The sequence below is a fragment of the Achromobacter sp. AONIH1 genome (assembly GCF_002902905.1).
GTDB lineage: Bacteria > Pseudomonadota > Gammaproteobacteria > Burkholderiales > Burkholderiaceae_B > Achromobacter.
In genome coordinates this window covers 3,401,600-3,419,279 of record NZ_CP026124.1, presented here as the reverse complement: position 1 = coordinate 3,419,279, position 17,680 = coordinate 3,401,600, and the positions used below count along the sequence as shown (strand labels likewise).

Here is a 17,680-nt window from a genome sequence, read left to right as displayed (position 1 = left end):
GATGCGGAGGGCATCTCGCATGACCGTTGCCGGCATGAACTAAAATGCGGCGTTATCGTCACTTTCCGGCAGCGAAATCATGGCCCGTACCGTCAACTGTTTGAAATTGAAGCGTGAAGCCGAGGGACTGGACTATCCGCCCTATCCCGGCGAGCTGGGCACGCGCATCTGGCAAAGCATCTCGAAGGAAGCCTGGGAAGAGTGGAAGCAGGTGCAGACGCGCCTGGTCAATGAAAACCGCCTGAACCTGGCCGACTCGCGCGCCCGCAAGTACCTGCAGCAGCAGATGGAACGTTTCCTGTTCGAAGACGGCAGCGTCGAAGCCCAGGGCTACGTGCCGCCCTCGGCCTGAGGCCGCGCGCCAGGCATGTCGAAAGGCCCGGATCCGGCATCGCGCCGGGTCCGGGCCTTTTCCATTGCGTGGCGGCCATCTGCGCGCGCCGTTCAGTCCCAGTGCGTCAGCGTGATCCGGTAGCCATCCGCCGGATCGGCGGTCCTGGACACCGCCAGCACCACCAGCTCGCCCGAACCGGACTGGTACTCGGCGTGGCGCACCAGTTCCTCGCCGTCCGCGAGCGCGGCCGCCACCATGCCGGCGGCCTCGGCCGGACGCGGCTGGAAGCCGCGGCTCTGCAAATAGGCGTCCAGCGAGGCATAGGCGTCATCGACGCTGCCAGGCGACACCGCGTAAGACACCTCGGAACGCGGCGCCTTGTCGCCATCGCCAACCGAGCCGAAGTAGTCCGGCGCGCCGGCCGCGTTCGCCACGGGCGCATGGCGCACCAGCGAGGACATGCCCACGTAGTAGGCCAGCGTGCCGGGCTTGGGCGCGTAGTCCTCCTGGGAAAACAGCCACGCATAGGCGGCGGCCCAGATCGCCAGCGCCACGGCGGCGAGCGTCACGACAGACCAGGCAAGCACTTTGATTCGCATCGCGGGCGGACGGCCCTATCCGGGGCCGCGATAGTGGGTACGCGGGGCCCCATCCTATAGAAATCGCGCGCCGCCGTCCCGGAAAAGGGTAACGACTTGCAAACATCTGACCGGCGTCAGTCGCGACGCGCGCGCCGCATCGTGGCGCGATGCGCCGATGGCCTTAAGATTCGCCTGTCGCAGGCCGTATTAATGCCGTCATGAAAGTCGAACCGCGTTCTCCCCATTTCCAGGACCTCCCGGACGCCATCAAGCGCGCGCTGGCGATCGAGCCCGATCGCCGCAGCGGCACGATCCGGGACGTGGACCACGTCGTCATCCTGATGCAGGAGAACCGCTCCTTCGATCACTACTTCGGCACGCTGCCAGGCGTGCGCGGCTTCGCCGATCCGCATCCCGCGCCCACGCCCGGCGGCGACGTGCTGACGCAGGCCGGCGACGGCATCCGCACCGGTCCCTATGCCTTGCAGCCCGAGCATCGCAGCAACACGCCGGTGGGCTACATCACGCCGCACACCTGGGACGACGCCCAGCGCGCCTGGAACGACGGCCGCATGGACCAGTGGCTGCCCGCCAAGGGCCGTCTCGGCATGGGCGCCTACGGCCCCGCCGAGCTGCCGTTCCAGACCGCGCTGGCCGACGCCTTCACGCTGTGCGAGGCCTATCACTGCTCGATGCAGGCCGGCACCAATCCCAACCGGCTGTTCCTGTGGACCGGCGCCAACGATCCGCGCGGCGAGGCCGGCGGCCCGGCCCTGGTCAACACCCATGACCGCCTCGGCCCCGCCGCCGAGGGCTATGCCTGGACCACCTATCCCGAACGGCTGCAGCAGGCCGGCGTGGACTGGCGCATCTACCAGGACATGGCCGATAACTTCAACGACAATCCCCTGGCCGGCTTTCGCCAATACCGCGCGGCGCATGCCGCCGGCGGTGACGCGCCGCTGCGCGAGCGCGCCCTGTCGACCCGCACGCTGCAAGACCTGGCGCGCGACGTCGCCGCCGGCAGCCTGCCCCAGGTCTCGTGGATCATCGCGCCCGCCGCCGACTCCGAGCATCCGGAAGTCTCGTCGCCGCGCGCCGGCGGCGCCTACACGGAACGGGTGCTGGACATCCTCACGTGCAATCCGGCGGTCTGGAGCCGCTGCGTCTTCTTCGTCACCTACGACGAGAACGACTGCTTCTACGACCACGTGCCGCCGCCGGCCCCGCCCGCGCGCAACGACGGCGCGCAATCGGGCGGCCTGTCCACCGTGGAGCTGGACGGCGAATACCACGACGCGCGCACCGGCCCCAGCGCCGGCACGCCCGACGACCCCGCCGCCCTGCACGGCCGCGCCTTCGGCATGGGGCCGCGCGTGCCCATGCTGGTGGTGTCGCCCTGGAGCCGGGGCGGCTGGGTCAACGCGCAGGTGTTCGACCACACCTCGGTGATCCGTTTCCTGGAAGCCCGCCATGGCGTCATGGAACCCAATATCAGCGCCTGGCGCCGCGCCGTCGCCGGCGACCTGACCTCGGCGCTGGACTTCAGCGGCGAGCGCGACCACGCGGGCGAGCCGCCCGGCGGCCACGCCATCTCGACGCGCCGCAACTGCGCCCTGCCCTATGCGCTGGAAGCCGTGGGCCGCATGACGGCCGATGGCGAAAGCTACCGCCTGACCTTCCGCAATCCGGGCAGCGCGGGGGCCGTGCTGCATGTGTACGATCGCCTGGACCTGAGCACGCCGCCCCGGCGCTACACGCTGGGCGCGGGATCGCGGCTGGACGATGGCTGGCGACTGTCGGCTCGCGGCGACTACGGATTGTGGCTGCTGGGTCCGGACGGATTCCACCGCGAATTTCGCGGCGACGCCCGGGACGGCGGCCTGCTCGAGGCGCAGCTGGTGCCGGTCAGCGCCGGCCTGCGCCTGCGGCTGATCAACCATGGCGAGGCGCACCAGCCCATGAAAGTGGAATCGCGCATCGGCGACGGCTGGCGCGCGGTGGCGCACGTGCAGGCCGGCGGCGCGATCGAGCTCAAGTACGCCGGCTGCGAAGGCTGGTACGACCTGGAGATCACCGTGCCGGACATGCCGGCCTTCGGACGCCGGCTGGCGGGTCGCATCGCGTCCGGCAAGCCCGGCGTGCCGGATCCGAGGCTGCGGCGCGGCTGGACGCTGGCGCCGTGGACGCCGACGCCGGCATGAATCAGCCCGGGCCGCAGGCCGGCTGACCGGGCACGGCGACGCGCGTGCCGCGCAGCAGCCTCGGCGTGCCCGGGTAGACGTTGAAGGCGTCGATCTCGCGCCCATCCACCTGTGCGCGCTCGATCCGATGACGCACCGTGCCCGTGGCCGTGATCCGCGCGCCCTCGGCCACGCATTCGACCTGGATGGCGGATTCCCGGTCCTCCGGCACCTGGCGCACCAGCGCGCTGTAGGCGATGTTGACCACCACCATGCCGGCCATCTGCTGACGGCCGGTTTCCATCTTTCCAACCTCGGGCTTGACCACCAGCCTGTACACCTGCTCCACCTTCACGCCGTCCAACGGCTTGAGCGCGATGCGCTTGCTCTGGCCTGGCGACAGACTCATCTGGAACGGCGCCGCGTACAGGGTCGGCGCCGTCGTCTGGCCAATGGGCTCCAGCTTTTCATCGCGCAGCGGCACGCCCGGATTGAGCAGCCTGGACAGCGAGACCGACACGTACTCCGGACGGTCGCCCTGATTCGATACCGTGACCTGCACGGCCTCGTCGCGCACCTCGATCTCCTTGGGATAGACATCGATCAGCGCCGAGGCCGGCGCGCTGCACAGCAAGGCCAGGAGGGCGCTTGGCAATAAGGCGATTGCTTTCATGGGAGTTGGCATATTGTGAATGCCGCCGCCAGCGGCTGGTCCTCAGGGTTTGATGGCGACAGCCTCGAACGTCATCGACAAGACGCCCTGATACGTGCCCACGACATCCCGGAAATCGCCTTCGGGAGGCAAGGCGGCAACCTTGAGCGCGTACATGCCGACGGAATTCGTCCCCGCGACAGCAGGCGCCGGGTTCTCGAATTCGGCATTCTGCGCCACCTGCAGGGGCTTGAGCGCGCCGCCTTCGGGGCCCATCGTCACCGTGGGCTGGCGAAACACCTGCTTCTTGGCGTTCTGCAGCACCAGCGGCGCGTCCAGGCGCACCTGGAACTTGTTCGGCAAGGACGTCACGCGCAGGCGCAGCGCCACTTCATAGGGCGTGTTCCAGCCACCCAGCTGTTGCATTTCCAGGTTGTCCTGCCAGCCGCCCAGCTCGTTGGTCACCTCGATGAATTCCAACGGCTTGACGTAGGCCTTGATGGTGCTGGAGGTCTTGCCCGTGACGGTGATATCGGCCAAGGCCAGCGCCGGCATCATGATGGGCAGCGCCCACAGGCAGGCCAGAATGAGAGGCTTGATCGCCACAACGCGCCAATAGGACGGGCGCGGCACGTCAGGAGAATGCGCGCACGCGCCGGATTCCGGCCGAGAAAAAAGCGGGGTCTTCATGAATACTCTCATATGTACTCCCATATATGTACTCCCATATCAAAGCGACGAATGCCGCGCCTAGGGCTGGGTGACGATGGTGAACGTAAGCACATCGCTGAAATCCGTACTCTTGAGCGTTGCGTCAGCCCAGGCCTTGAACGTGGGCGTCAGGCATGTCCTGCCACTCTTGCTCAGCGTCAACGGCAATCCATTGATACTGGGCAACGCCACCGGCGCGCCGCCCCCCGCCAAGCTCAACGTATAGGGAATTGTCTCGTTGCCATTTTCCGCGCTGGCAAGCAAGAACTTGCTCTCGGCAACGCCATTGCGATTGCTCGCGCTGATCAAATACTTGTCGAATTCAATGAACTTCGGATCGTAAGCAAAGCACAGCCGCTGCTCATCGGTGACAAACGTGCGCGTCGTTTCCTTACCCCGGGCCAACTCCCCCAGGTCCCAATCCGGCGCGCTAACCGTGATTTCCGTCGTGACCGGCGACGGCGGCGTCGCCTCGCCCGCCTTGATGAGTCGGCACCCCCCTAGCTTGGGAGCCATGTAGAGCGCCCCCTTTTGCACATAAAACCGATCGAGGTTGGACTCGTTCGACACGTGAAAGCCGACGGCCGGCCACTTGTTTAGCTCGCTGGCAGCGAACTCTGCGCTGATAGTGGCAGTGAATCTCCCAGCATTGGACCAGTGTGCGACGCCCACATTCGACCGATAGTAGGTGTGGTTGGAATTGAACTCAGTAAGGCTGTTGGTTGGGTTCATGCCATTCATCGTTACTATCACCGTCCCGTCCGAGCGCTTTCTATTGCCTTTTTCATCGAAAAAGAATACTGCCAAGCCCCTCGACATAAAGTAAAGTGAGTTGCCAATATTTCCAGACGCGGCCTGGAACCTGACGGTAAAGGAAGCCGCTATCCTGTCGCCAGATTGCACAAGGCTGCAATTTTCATAGGTACCGTCGATGACCTCGGCATAGGAGGCTGCCCAAGCCACCCGGCCCGTGCATAGCCACAACACGGCCAACAAGCCCAGCATCGAACTGCGCAGGATGACTTTGCGGATTGATTTCACAGGCATTCCCCTCGATGAAAGCATGGCGGCGGCATGCCGCAATAGGCATGGCAGCCCTCAAGCAAGGGTAAGGCCCGCTGCGCCATAGCCATTGCCGGACACGCGCCCAGCCCAGGCACGGCCAGAAAAACCGCCATTGGAGGACGCCAGATGGCGCCGCGAGATAAGTTCATTTTCCTTTCTACCTCGCCATTCCCGGGCTCGCCGGGTTCTTTATCGTGATATGCGCGCGCTGCCCCAACGCCAGGCCCACGGGCACCGCCAGACCGCGAGTCGCGTGCGCCCTCGCACGCCTAGGGTTGGGTCGTGATGGTGAAAGTAAGCACGTCGCCGAAGTCGCCGCCCTTGACGTCGGCGCCGGCCCATGCCTTGAACGTGGGCGTCAGGCAAGTCTGCCCGCTCTTTCCCAACGTCAACGGAAGGCCATTGATGCTGGGCAACGGCACCGGGGCGCCGCCGCCTGCCAGGCTCAGCGTATAGGGAACCTTCTGGTTGCCATCATCCGCATTGGCCAGCAGAAACTTGCCTTCGGCCACGCCGTTGCGGTTGCTTGCGCTGATCAGGTACTTGTCGTATTCGATGTACTTCGCGTTGTAGCGAAAGCAGAGCCGCTGCGCGTCGGTGGTGAAAGTCCGCATCGTTTCCTTGCCCCGCTCCAGTTCACCAAGGTCCCAATCGGGTGCCGTGACGGTGATTTCGGTGTTCACGGGCGAAGGCGGCGGATTGGATGGATTGACTACCTGGCATGTCTTCATGCCGGGAGAAACGTATAGCAAGCCGGCGCTATCCAGCACGATCGTGCTGGCCGAGTCATTCGCCACGTTCGCCATCCGCACGCCAAAAGCAGGCCATTTGGCCAGATCCGTCAACGTCACCTTCACTTCCAGCTGAGCAGTGAAGGCCGACCGATTCGACCAGTACTTAAACTGGGAAGAGGTACCGCCATAGTCCAACCCGAATTCGCTGAACGCCTTATACATGTTTGTGCCCTCGCCATTGAGCGCCACTGCCCAGAACTCCGCCGGGCGCCGCAATTTTCCCTGCTCATCGTAGGTGTACAGGGCCAAGCCCCTGGAAATGAATTCGTTCCCGGGAATATGCCCGCTGGCGGCTTTGAATTTGACCGTCGTCGTGACAGATGCAAACTTGCCATCCTCCTTGATGTTGCAGCCGGTATAGCTGCCCTCCATCAGATCGGAGTACTGAATGGTCTGCGCCGTCGCTGATTGACCCGCGCCCAGCGTCCACAGCAGCAGTATTGCCAGTGGGACCGTCCTGAGACAGCCAGCAACAGCAGGCAGACTTCGACAAGCACGCGCCATCAGCGCGCGACAAGACAACAAGCACTTCACAGAACATCCTTTATCAAGAATTAGGGTGAGGACCCGCGAGCGAACCATCGCCACGCAGCCCTATCGAACGCCGCCTAGGATTGGGTCGTGATGGTGAACGTAAGCGCATCACTGAAATCGCCGCCCTTGATCTTGGCATCGGCCCATGCCTTGAACGTGGGCGTCAGGCACGTCCGCCCGCTCTTGCCCAACGTCAACGGCAGTCCATTGATACTGGGCAACGCCATCGGCGCGCCGCCCCCCGTGAAACTCAGCGTATACGGAACCGTCTCGCTGCCATCCGCCGCATTGACCAGCAGGAACTTGTTATCGGCCACGCCATTGCGGTTGCTTACGCTGATCAGGTACTTGTCGTATTCGATGTACTTGGCGTCATAGGAAAAGCACAGCCGCTGCGCGTCGGTGGCGAAGGTCCGCGTCGTTTCCTTGCCCCGCTCCAATTCGCCCAGGTCCCAGTCCGGCGCCGTCACCTTGATCTCGGTGGTGACCGGCGATGGCGGCGGCTTGGCCGGATCGATGGTTCGGCAGCCCGACATGTTCGGGCCGATGTACAGCGCGCCGGTTCTTGCGAGCACGGGATCCCAACTACCCGTTGCCATATTCGCCGCCTGCACCGAGACGGCCGGCCAGTAGTTCGACGTGCCCATGTATAGATCGGCAATGACCTTGGCGGTGAATGCCCTTGCATTCATCCAGTGCGCTCTCGGGTAGGCTGCAGCCGCATACGCCAACGTGAAGTCGTCGGCTACGGCCATGTTGCTGCGTTCAGTGCCATTGATCGACACGATAGCAGCCGCCGGCAACATCGGCTTCGCCGCCGAATCGTATGAATAAATGACTATCCCCCGGGACAAGAACGTCCTGCCAGCCATATTCCCGGATGCGTCCTTGAAATCAACGGTGAAGCTGACGGTAATCCGATCGCCGCTCCAGATTATGCGGCAGTCGCGGTAGCTGCCGTCGATAACGTCGGCAGAGTAAGTGGCAGCCCAGGCGGACCGACCCGCGAACAAGCACAGCGCAGCCAGCAAGATCGCCAGACCACGAGTCGCGAGCGCCATCGCGCGCCGCCTAGGGTTGGGTTGTGATGGTGAACGTAAGCGCATCGCTGAAATCGCCGCCCTTGATCGTGGCGCCAACCCATGTCTTGAACGTGGGCGTCAGGCACGTCCGCCCGCTCTTGCCCAACGTCAACGGCAGTCCATTGATACTGGGCAACGCCATCGGCGCGCCGCCCCCCGTGAAACTCAGCGTATACGGAACCGTCTCGCTGCCATCCGCCGCATTAACCAGCAGGAACTTGTTATCGGCCACGCCATTGCGGTTGCTTACGCTGATCAGGTACTTGTCGTATTCGATGTACTTGGCGTCATAGGAAAAGCACAGCCGCTGTGCGTCGGTGGCGAAGGTTTGCGTCGCTTCCTTGCCCCGCTGCAGCTCGCCCAGATCCCAATCCGGCGCGGTGACAGTGATTTCCGTGCCCGGCGCTGGCGGTGGCTTGGCCGGGTCGATTTTCCGACAATCGCCGGTTGGCATGTTGCGGTAAAGGTAGTACACGTCCTTGGATGAGAACACGAAGCTGGGCGAATCGAGCGGCGTCAGCACATTCGCAATCTGCACACCGACAGCCGGCCAGGCATCTACATAGGCTCGGGCTATCGTTATCCTCACATTCGCGGTATATGCCCATGAAAAATTCCATATCGCATTTCCTGTGGAGCTTCCAAACATCACCGCGCTATTGCTGCGACTCGCCACGCCCAGGGCCTGCTCGCCATCAATGAAGACCAGCATCCCGGTATGCCAGTTCAATGGCTTTCCCTTCGCATCGTACCGGTGCACAGCAATCCCCCTGGAAAGAAAAGTGCCGCCAACGATATGTCCGGCGCTGGAATTGAAGCCAAGGGAAAAATTGAAATGGATATTGCTGGCGTCGCTTCGCACGCTGCAATTGATGGGACCGTAACTCACCACACCCGCGTCAAAATACTCGTACCCCTGAGCCATCGCGGTCTGCCCCGCTCCCAACAGGCCCAGCAAAGCGCAACACGACAGGAAGGCGTCGCGTATCGGTTTCACAAGTACTCCCCTCGACACAACAACGGCGACGGCTAGCGCGCCGGCACCTGATAAATCAACACGCCGTAGCCGATGCTCACCACCAGCGGCGCGGCCACGGCCCGCGCCGGATCATTCGCCACCAGCAATTTTTCCCTGGGCCGAAATGTCACCCGCCAGACCTGTGGGCTCTCGGGGCGCGCCAACTCCTTCAACGTGATCGGCGCGCGCTGTCCCGGCGCCAGCGCCAGGCGCACGGGCGCCACCAGCAGCGTCGGATTGCGCACCTCGCCAATCGGCGTCAATTCCTCGGGCTGCTCGCCGGGATTGCGCAACAGGCGCTGCTCCACATCCAGATACAGCGTGGTATCGCCGGCATTCTCGGCGTACAAGCGGCTGGTCCGGCCATCGCCGCGCAGCCAGATCTCGGCATGCGACAGCTTGAGCACGCCCGCCGCCATGCCCGCGGCTGGCAACAGCGCGCAGCACAACGCCGCCAGCAGAGCCAGCCACAGGCCACGTCGCGACGCATCGGGCAGGGTCGTCATCGCCATTTCACGTTCCGCGCCGGTCAGGGACACGCCAGCGAGCGCGACTCGCCGTTCTCGGTCCAGCGCAGACTGCCGTCCGCGATGCGCTGCGGTACGCCAGGAAACAAGGCCAGACTCCGCGCTGTGGCGGACTTGCCCGCCTGCGCATCCGGCAGCACCACGCGCACGGTGCCGGTGTTCTCCAGCACCATTTCGCGACCCTCGCAGCGGTGCGTCCAGCCCGTGGTCTGCTTGGCCACCGGCGGCATGTGGCGCACCAGCACCCCGTAGCCGATCGCCACCGACATCGGCGCGGTGATCTTGTCCTGCGGCGCCTGCTCCACCTGCATGACCTTCGCCGGGATCACGTACAGGCGGTACAGCGCCTCGGCAGTGGGCTCGACCAGCGACTTGAGCGCGATCTTGCGCGACTGCCCCGGACCCAGCGACAAGCGGTCGGGATGGGCCAGCAGGCCGGGGCGCTCGATCTCGCTCAGCGGCACCTTGCGCTCGTGCTCCATGCCGGGGTTCATCACCTGTTGCAGCGCGATGTTCAGGTACAGCGGGCCATCGCCCACGTTCTTGACCGTCACCGCGTAGTCGTGCCCGGGCACGACCTGCAGGCTGGCCGGCATCACCATGAGTTCGCCCTCGGCGCGCGCCTGGCGCGCGGCCGGCAGCGCCATGAAGGCTGCCAGGGCAAGAAAGAAAATCGATCGTGGCGTCATCTAGAAGAATCCTTTGTTCGGTTACTCGCAGCGGTAGCGGCCGTCGCTGCCTCCGTCGGACAGGTCGCAGACGTAGCTCCTGCCGGCCTGCTGCACGGTGATCTTGGGCAACACGGTCTTGGCCGATATCGAGAACAGGCCGTTCGGATGGGCCGTGTCGCCGGTTTCGAGAATCCGGCCGCCCACCGGCTCGCCGTCCGGCCCGGTCAGCAGGCCGCTGTAGACCATGTTGATGTCGACCTTGGCCTGGGCCGGATAGACCTGGCCCGGGTGCGCGCGCACGATGTTGGCCGGCACCTCGATGTTCATGTCCAGGCCGTCGTTGCCGCTGACCACGCGGGCGAAGGACACGTCGTCGTACATGCCGAGCGGTACCGCATAGGTGCCGCCGCCAGCCACCGGATGGCCCTCGACGTTGAAGCCGTAGTCCGTGCCGGACACCTCCGGCGTCTTGAGCAACAAGGCGCTGCCGCCGCCGCTATAGCGTCCCAGGGCAAGGCCGTCGGCGCTCGCCGCGACCATGCCGCGATAGTTGAAGTCCGCGCTGGTGCTGCGGCCGTTGTGGCCCAGGTTCAGCGACGTGTCGCCACGCGTGCCGGAACGGCTGCCATAGGCCGTCAGGCTGGTCTCGCGATCCTGGCGCGTCACGGTCGTGCCCAGCGACGTGGAGCCGTAGCTGTCCTGGAAATCGCGGCGGTAGTCGCCGCTCATCTGGGTCTGCCCGCCATACTGCGCCGCGCGGAAGCTGGCCTGCGTCTTGTCCAGCGTCCAGGTCATGTTGAAGTAGACGGCGTAGCCGCCGTCGCGGCTCATGTAGCCGCCCTTCTGCACCCCCAGCGCGAAGGTGGACCACAGCCCGTTGGGACGGTAGTTCCAGCGCACCTCGGCCTGATGGGTTTCGCCGAAGGGCTGCTTGTAGTAGTTGTAGCCCAGCGATACGCCGCGCACGAGATGGCTGTATGACACGCTGGTGCTGGGCGAACCCCAGTAAAAGCGCGATACATCGTTGTTCAGATAGCGGCTGACCCAGAGACTGCCCAGGGTCGGATCGCTCACCTGCAGGTTGGCGTAGCCGCCCTTGCCGCGCTCGCCGGCCAGCACGCCGACGGTCGGCGTGATGTCGGTCTCGCCGAACTTGGAAGGACGGGTCAGGTTCACTTCCGTGGCCCATTCCGAGCGCTGGCTCCGAACCACCGACCCGTTCAGGTAGAACTGGCTCAGGTTCCGGCTGACCGAGGCCTGCACCAGGTTTTCACCGGTGTTCATCTCCTGGCCCACCGTGACGTGCCAGGAATTCTGGCCGCTGGCGAAGTTCAGGTTATTGATGTCCCGCGTTTCGCTGTTGAGCACGTTGCCGTTGCGGTCGACCAGGCGGATTTCCAGCGGGTAGTAGCCGCCGGGCAGGTCCAGATAGCTGACCTCGTTGCGGCCCAGCGTGGCCGGCCGCTTCCACACCAGGCGACCGTTGCGGTAGAACTCGTAGTTGCCCTCGGCCGTCGCATACAGCACCAGCGAGCCGGCGTTGCGCTGATTGCGCAGATTGTCCTGGCTGCCTATGGTGACGAAACGGTCGAAGCTGGGGGTCAGCACGGTGCTGACCGAGCCGGACGCGTAGTCGATGCTGTTCTGCTTGCCCGCCCGCACATAGGTGCCGGAGAAGTTCTTTTGCAGGTAATACGACGACAGCCCCTGGTTGCTGGTGCTGCGGCCCTGCGTGCGGCTGCGACCGCCATACCAGCTTGCGTAGCCAAAGCTGCGCCCTGGCAAACCCAGCCAGGTATTGCCATAGACGTTCGCGCTGCGATAGCCGTCCGACGAGCCGCGCAGGTCGATGGCGTGGCTGCTGACCAGCCCCACCGACGTGGACGGCGCCAGGTAATCCGACCGCGAGCTGCGAATATCCAGCGTGCGACGCACCTTGTCGACGGTGACATAGTGGCCCGCGACCTGCATGTCGCAGCCATTGACGCACTGCTTGTAGTCGATCCTGGACACGACGTTGCGGATGGCGTTGATCTCTTCCACCGAGATGCCATTGGCCGCGTACAGCTCCGCATCGAATCCCAGCGCCGCCCGCTTCTGCGAATAGTTGACCAGGCCGGGCAGCGTTTTACCGTCGTAGGTCGCCACATAGCTGGCCGTGTTGTCCAGCTCGATCTCGCTGAAGCCTTCCGGCACGCCGTAGCTGACGACCGCCTGCGCATGCGCGCGCCCGGGGACGATGACCGAAAGGCACGCCCACGCCATGCATAGCCGAGAGGAAGTCTGTCGTACAGACATGCTGATATCGCCTGGAATACCCAGAAGGACTCACGGGAGGAAGGGAGAGAGAACGCGCGGACCCCGATGCGAGACCGGGGTCCGGGAACGGGCGCATTGCCGCGCCCGAGGCAGTGCGACTTACGGGGTCGGGGTGCCAGAGCCGCCGGAACCGCCGGTGCCGGTCGCGGCAACGGGTTCGAACACCATGACCAGATCGCCGCTGTAGCTACCGTTGGTATCCGGGCCGCCGGTGGTCTTGGTGGGCGCGTCCACGTGGACGGTGACGTTGTGGACTTCATCAAAGCCGTCGGCGGTCGTCGTCACCTGCTTGACTGTCAGCGCCGAGCCAAACTTCACCTCGCCGGTGCCAGCGCCGGACGTGAGCGAAACCTTGGCGTTCTTCATTTCGTAGACGCCGTTGGTCATCTTCAGCGGCTGCTGCAGCGAGACCTTGAAGTCCGAGTTCTTGGTCCAGACGCGGACAGGCAGCGTCTTGGAGAAGGATTGCTGACGATAGTCGGCGGCCTCGAGTTCTTCCGTGCCGTACCAGGTGGCGCCATCCGCCTTGGAAACGAAGATGGCGTCGTTGATCTGGGCCGTCAGGGTGATTTTCTTGGACACGTTGGCGGCATTGGCGACGCCAACCGCTGCCACGCCCAACCCGATCGCGAGAATGATTTTATTGAGTTTCATAGTGAACCAGCCAAAGGTTGAAGTTGTTCCTTGCCACGAGGCAAGGAGCAACCTGACCGGGTAGCTGGGTAGCATCCCGATTCAGGCAGTCGCTATGATGGAGAGACTTAAATGGAATTTCTTCGAGAAATTTCTTAATTGAAAAATTCGAAAATACAACTGCAAAAATCAATAGAAAAGGCAATGGATTAATGATCAGACTTACGCTGAATCATTAATACAAATATCCAAGAAGTCTTAATAAAGCCGCCTGCGGCAGGCGTCCGCGCACCGACTGGCGCACGACGCTGCCTCCCCTTCGGCGACATGCGCCAAGCCGGAAATGAAAAACCCCTGGAGCCCACGCTCCAGGGGTTTTTTCGGCTTGCGCCGGACGATCGGGAATCAGGGCCGAGGCCGGCTGACGCCAGCCCCCGCGCGCTTTACTCGGCCTCGTTGCGTTCGTCTTCCTCGCCGCGCGCCAGGCGCTCGGTGTTCTTCACGCCGGTGTGGCGCACATCCGCGCCCTTGACCATGTAGATCACGCGCTCGGACATGTTCTTGGCATGATCGCCGATGCGCTCGAGCGCGCGGGCGATGAAGATCATGTCGATGGAACGCGAGATGGTGCGCGGATCCTCGATCATGTAGGTGATCAGGTGGCGCAGCGCGCCCTTCCATTCCTTGTCGACTTCCTTGTCGCTGCGCACCACCGCGGCCGCCTGGATCGGATCCAGGCGGGCGAAGGCGTCCAGCGCCTGGTGCAACATGGTGCGCACATTGGCGGCCATGTGGCGCAGCTCGATGACGGGGAAGTGGCGCAGCTCGCCCTCATGGATGCGGCGCGCGACGGTAGCGACCTTCTCGGCCTCGTCGCCGGAGCGCTCCATGTCGGTCAGCATCTTCGACACCGCCATCAGCATGCGCAGGTCGATGGCCGTGGGCTGATGCCGGGCCAGGATGCGGCTGATGCTCTCGTCGATCTCGACTTCGTGACGGTTGACTTCCTTTTCCCGCTCGCGGACCTTGTCCACCAGCGCCATGTCGCCGCTGGCCAGCGCGTCGATGGCTTCCTGGATCATGGCTTCCACCACGCCGCCCATCTGCAGGAACTGCGAGCGGACGTTTTCCAGATCAGCGTCGAACTGCTTGTTTGTGTGCTCGGTCATCCGGGCTCCCTGCGTGGTTGGTTTCATTGCATTGCCCCGGAAAGTAAGCGTTTTCGTGATGGGCCTGCACAGCCCGCAAGGTTATGACCCATGTGTGACAGGATTATGAACACCCCGGCAAACCGCTGCAAGGAAGGCATTACGATCCTTGGACACGCCTGCGCCCGGCGCAAGCGTCCGGGCTGCGCTTCCCCACTGATCCCGGGCCTCGCCGGCTTGCCCACCGGTGGCTCTCACCCACAAGGAGTAGCTTTCAAGCTACAATCATACCATGCTGGAATTGCTGCGCTATCAGCGCGAGGATGGCGGCGAACCCTTCTCCGCATGGCTCAATACGCTACGCGACAAGTCGTCCCAGGCCCGTATCCGGGTGCGCCTGCGGCAGCTCGAAATGGGCAATTTCGGCGACTCGCAGCCGGTGGGCGCGGGCGTCATCGAACTACGCATACATACCGGAGCTGGCTATCGCGTCTACTGCGGCCGGCACGGCAAGGCTGTCGTCTTGCTGCTGTGTGGCGGAGACAAAGGCAGCCAGGCTGGCGACATCAAGGTCGCCCAGGCGTTGTGGCAGGAATGGAAACGGAGGCAGGCATGAGCAAGCTCAAGGGCGCGGTATCTCACCACGCCGCGGAAGTCGCCGAACTGCGAGCGGATCGCCAATTGGCCGTCGAATATCTCAAGGCCGCCCTGGAATCGCTGGACGACCCCGACGACCGGGCCGCGGGCCTGCTCGCCCTGCGCACCGTAGCCGAAGCCTACGGTGGCCTGGCCGTCGTCGCGGCGCAAGCCGGCATCAGCCGCGAGTCCCTTTACCGCACGCTGTCGCCCAATGGCAATCCCACATTGAAGACGCTGCTGGCGGTGCTCAAGACCCTGGGCCTGCGCCTGTCGGTCGAGCCCGAAAAACACGCGTCCGCTTGAGCCGGCGCGCCATGCCTGTCGCCCACGGCCGCGCAAACGCAGCCGTGGGGGAAATCATCAGGCGCGATCCAGCCGCCGGATGCCGTTCTGCGTCGCCAGCAGCGCCACGTCGGCGCCGGGCAGCGCGAACAGACCGCAAGTCACCACGCCGGGCAAGTTGTTGACGCGGGCTTCCAGCGCCGGCGCGTCGGTGATGGACAGGCCGGACACGTCCAGGATGATGTTGCCGTTGTCGGTCACGAAGCCTTCGCGCAGGCGCGGCTGGCCGCCCAGCGCCGTCATGGCGCGGGCCACGGACTCGCGCGCCATCGGAATCACTTCCAGCGGCAGCGGGAACTTGCCCAGCGTCTGGACCAGCTTGGATTCGTCGGCGATGCAGATGAAGCGCTCGGCCACCGAGGCGACGATCTTCTCGCGCGTCAGCGCGCCGCCGCCGCCCTTGATCATGTGCAGGCCGGCGTTGATCTCGTCGGCGCCGTCCACGTAGATCGGCATCGAGCGCACGTCGTTCAGGTCCAGCACCTTCAGGCCATGCCCCGCCAGGCGGGCGGCGCTGCGTTCCGAGCTGGCCACCGTGCCGGCGATGCGGCCCTTGAAACGGGCCAGCCCGTCGATGAAGAGGTCGGCGGTGGAGCCGGTGCCCACGCCGATGATGGCGTCCGGGCCGGCGACCTGTTCAACGAATTCCAGGGCCGCGTCGGCGGCCTGCTGCTTGAGTTCTTGCTGGGAAAGCATGGCGTTCCAAATGGGTAAGGCGGTACGGGGAAGTAGGGAAATTTAGCATGCGACGGCGTCCGGCCACGCGCGCGCGAGGATGGCGCGGACATCGGCGCCGGCGGGCAATTCGCCGAAAATGCCGCCGCCCGCCGCCAGCCGGCTGCCCACGAAGGCGTCCGCGACGGCGGCCGGCGCGTGCTGGATCAACAGCGCCGCCTGCCACAGCCGGGCCAGCCCGGCGGCGATGCGGCGGGCCTGGACCTCGGCCTGCGCCGTGTCGGCCAGGCTGGCGCGCCATTGCGCCAGCGCGGCGTCGTAGTCACGGTACTGGCCGGCGGCCGCGTCCAGCTCGCGCGCCAGCGCGGGCATGCCCTCGGGTTCGCGCTGCAACGCGCGCAGCACGTCCAGCGCCATGACGTTGCCCGAGCCTTCCCAGACCGAATTCACCGGCGTCTCGCGGTACAGCCTGGGCATGGGACCGTCTTCCACGTAGCCGTTGCCGCCCCAGGCCTCCAGGCACTCGGCCACCGCCGCCACGGCGCGCTTGCAGACCCAGAGCTTGGCGGCCGGCGTGCCCACGCGCGCCAGCGCCCGCGCGCCGGGGTCGGCGCGCTCGTCGACGGCGCGCGCCAGCCGCAACGCCAGCGCCATGGACGCCTCGCTCTCCAGCGCCAGGTCGGCCAGCACGTTGCGCATCAGCGGCTGCTCGGCCAGCGGCTTGCCGAAGGCCTGGCGATGACGCGCGTGATGCGCGGCCTGCACCAGCGCCTGGCGCAACAGCGCCGCACTGCCCAGCACGCAATCGAGCCGCGTGGTGGCGGCCATTTCCAGCAGCACCGCCAGGCCGCAGCCCGGCTCGCCCACCATCACGCCCCAGGCGTCCTCGAACTCGACCTCGGCGCTGGCGTTGCTGCGGTTGCCCAGTTTGTCCTTCAGGCGGCGCACGCGCACGGCGTTGCGCGGCCCGCCCGGTATCCAGCGCGGCACGAAGAAGCAGCTGGGCCCCTCGTCGGCCTGGGCCAGCACCAGGTGCGCATCGGCCTGCGGCACCGAATAGAACCATTTGTGGCCCACCAGCTGATAGGCGCACCCGCGCCCCGGCGCGCCCAGCGGCGTCGCCCGCGTGCTGATGGCGCGCAGGTCCGAACCGCCCTGCTTTTCGGTCAGGCCCATGCCGATCAGCGCGCCGCGCTTGGCGGTCAGCGGCGCGTCCGCGCCGTCGAACTCGCGCGAATACAGCGCGGGCAGCCAGTCGCCGCCGAAGTCCACCACGCCGGCCGGTTCGCGTTGCAGCAGCGGCACGGCCGCGAAAGTCATGGTGGTCGGACACAAGGTGCCGGCCTCGACCTGACCCTGCATCAGGTAGGCGGCGGCGCGCGCGGCCTGGGCGCCCGGCGCCGGCTGCGCCCAGACACGGCTGTGCAGGCCGCGCGCCACCACGCCGCCCATCAGCAGCCGCCAGGAGGGATGGAATTCGATCTGGTCGACGCGATGGCCGCCGCGGTCATAGCTGATCAGCCTGGGCGGATGGCGGTTGGCCTCGTCCCCGGCGGCCAGCGTCTGCGCCCGCCCGAGCCAGGCGCCATGGGCGGCGAGGTCGCCCTCCCAGGCCGCCGCGCCTTCGCGCGCCACCGCCGCGCGCAGCGCGGGATCCGTCTCGTAAAGGGAATAGTCCTCCAGGGGCGGAACCTGGTTGAACACGGTATGCGTCGAAAACGATGCCATGATCTCTCCCTGTTGCCGTGGGCGGGCGCGGCGCGCCCGCTGCC

At 65.2% G+C, this 17,680-nt stretch carries 18 protein-coding genes; 4 read left to right on the top strand and 14 right to left on the bottom strand.

What is annotated here, in order from left to right; all coding sequences use genetic code 11:
* Nucleotides 1–79 precede the first annotated feature (79 nt).
* The gene (locus C2U31_RS15720) at nt 80–352 is read left to right on the top strand and encodes an oxidative damage protection protein (protein WP_103273613.1); all 273 of its coding nucleotides are present in this window, start codon (nt 80–82) and stop codon (nt 350–352) included.
* A 92-nt stretch (nt 353–444) separates the two neighbouring features.
* Here C2U31_RS15720 and C2U31_RS15715 read toward each other — a convergent pair whose 3' ends face one another.
* Nucleotides 445–921 carry a hypothetical protein gene (locus C2U31_RS15715; protein ID WP_158658391.1) on the bottom strand — a complete coding sequence of 159 codons (477 nt, stop codon included), beginning with the start codon at nt 919–921 and terminating at the stop codon, nt 445–447.
* A 212-nt stretch (nt 922–1,133) separates the two neighbouring features.
* Here C2U31_RS15715 and C2U31_RS15710 point away from each other — a divergent pair, with 212 nt between their 5' ends.
* On the top strand, nt 1,134–3,119 hold the full coding sequence (locus C2U31_RS15710; RefSeq protein ID WP_103273611.1) for a phosphocholine-specific phospholipase C: 1,986 nt from the start codon (nt 1,134–1,136) through the stop codon (nt 3,117–3,119).
* Between the two features lies 1 nt (nt 3,120).
* Here C2U31_RS15710 and C2U31_RS15705 read toward each other — a convergent pair whose 3' ends face one another.
* From C2U31_RS15705 to phoU, 11 genes are all read right to left on the bottom strand, one after another.
* Nucleotides 3,121–3,753 (bottom strand): hypothetical protein, encoded by a 633-nt coding sequence (locus C2U31_RS15705; protein WP_233772396.1) that lies wholly within the window; start codon nt 3,751–3,753, stop codon nt 3,121–3,123.
* Between the two features lie 60 nt (nt 3,754–3,813).
* Nucleotides 3,814–4,440 (bottom strand): hypothetical protein, encoded by a 627-nt coding sequence (locus C2U31_RS15700; protein ID WP_233772395.1) that lies wholly within the window; start codon nt 4,438–4,440, stop codon nt 3,814–3,816.
* A 60-nt stretch (nt 4,441–4,500) separates the two neighbouring features.
* Nucleotides 4,501–5,502, bottom strand: a complete 1,002-nt coding sequence (locus tag C2U31_RS15695; RefSeq protein WP_158658390.1) for a hypothetical protein — start codon at nt 5,500–5,502, stop codon at nt 4,501–4,503.
* A gap of 293 nt (nt 5,503–5,795) precedes the next feature.
* Nucleotides 5,796–6,854 (bottom strand): hypothetical protein, encoded by a 1,059-nt coding sequence (locus C2U31_RS15690; protein WP_158658389.1) that lies wholly within the window; start codon nt 6,852–6,854, stop codon nt 5,796–5,798.
* 74 nt (nt 6,855–6,928) lie between these two features.
* The gene (locus C2U31_RS15685) at nt 6,929–7,915 is read right to left on the bottom strand and encodes a hypothetical protein (protein ID WP_103273607.1); all 987 of its coding nucleotides are present in this window, start codon (nt 7,913–7,915) and stop codon (nt 6,929–6,931) included.
* Nucleotides 7,916–7,925: 10 nt separating this feature from the next.
* Nucleotides 7,926–8,933, bottom strand: coding sequence for a hypothetical protein (locus tag C2U31_RS30570; protein WP_158658388.1), 1,008 nt, complete (start codon nt 8,931–8,933; stop codon nt 7,926–7,928).
* A 32-nt stretch (nt 8,934–8,965) separates the two neighbouring features.
* Nucleotides 8,966–9,466, bottom strand: coding sequence for a hypothetical protein (locus tag C2U31_RS15675; RefSeq protein ID WP_233772394.1), 501 nt, complete (start codon nt 9,464–9,466; stop codon nt 8,966–8,968).
* Nucleotides 9,467–9,483: 17 nt separating this feature from the next.
* Nucleotides 9,484–10,170, bottom strand: a complete 687-nt coding sequence (locus tag C2U31_RS15670; protein ID WP_158658387.1) for a pilus assembly protein — start codon at nt 10,168–10,170, stop codon at nt 9,484–9,486.
* A gap of 21 nt (nt 10,171–10,191) precedes the next feature.
* A complete protein-coding gene (locus C2U31_RS15665) occupies nt 10,192–12,450 on the bottom strand; it encodes a TcfC E-set like domain-containing protein (RefSeq protein ID WP_199770827.1) in 2,259 nt (752 codons plus the stop codon).
* 120 nt (nt 12,451–12,570) lie between these two features.
* Complete coding sequence (locus tag C2U31_RS15660) at nt 12,571–13,125, bottom strand: fimbrial assembly protein (protein ID WP_103273604.1); 555 nt, start codon at nt 13,123–13,125, stop codon at nt 12,571–12,573.
* Nucleotides 13,126–13,547: 422 nt separating this feature from the next.
* A complete protein-coding gene (phoU, locus tag C2U31_RS15655) occupies nt 13,548–14,273 on the bottom strand; it encodes a phosphate signaling complex protein PhoU (RefSeq protein WP_103273603.1) in 726 nt (241 codons plus the stop codon).
* 271 nt (nt 14,274–14,544) lie between these two features.
* Here phoU and C2U31_RS15650 point away from each other — a divergent pair, with 271 nt between their 5' ends.
* Both C2U31_RS15650 and C2U31_RS15645 read left to right on the top strand, forming a co-directional pair.
* On the top strand, nt 14,545–14,868 hold the full coding sequence (locus C2U31_RS15650; RefSeq protein ID WP_103273602.1) for a type II toxin-antitoxin system RelE/ParE family toxin: 324 nt from the start codon (nt 14,545–14,547) through the stop codon (nt 14,866–14,868).
* The gene (locus tag C2U31_RS15645; protein WP_103273601.1) at nt 14,865–15,194 is read left to right on the top strand and encodes an addiction module antidote protein; all 330 of its coding nucleotides are present in this window, start codon (nt 14,865–14,867) and stop codon (nt 15,192–15,194) included. Before C2U31_RS15650 ends, C2U31_RS15645 begins: the two co-directional genes overlap by 4 nt.
* A gap of 57 nt (nt 15,195–15,251) precedes the next feature.
* Here the strand turns inward: C2U31_RS15645 and rpiA are convergent, their stop codons facing one another.
* Both rpiA and C2U31_RS15635 read right to left on the bottom strand, forming a co-directional pair.
* Nucleotides 15,252–15,929, bottom strand: coding sequence for a ribose-5-phosphate isomerase RpiA (gene rpiA, locus C2U31_RS15640; RefSeq protein ID WP_103273600.1), 678 nt, complete (start codon nt 15,927–15,929; stop codon nt 15,252–15,254).
* A gap of 42 nt (nt 15,930–15,971) precedes the next feature.
* Nucleotides 15,972–17,636 (bottom strand): isovaleryl-CoA dehydrogenase, encoded by a 1,665-nt coding sequence (locus C2U31_RS15635; RefSeq protein WP_103273599.1) that lies wholly within the window; start codon nt 17,634–17,636, stop codon nt 15,972–15,974.
* Between the last annotated feature and the right edge of the window lie 44 nt (nt 17,637–17,680).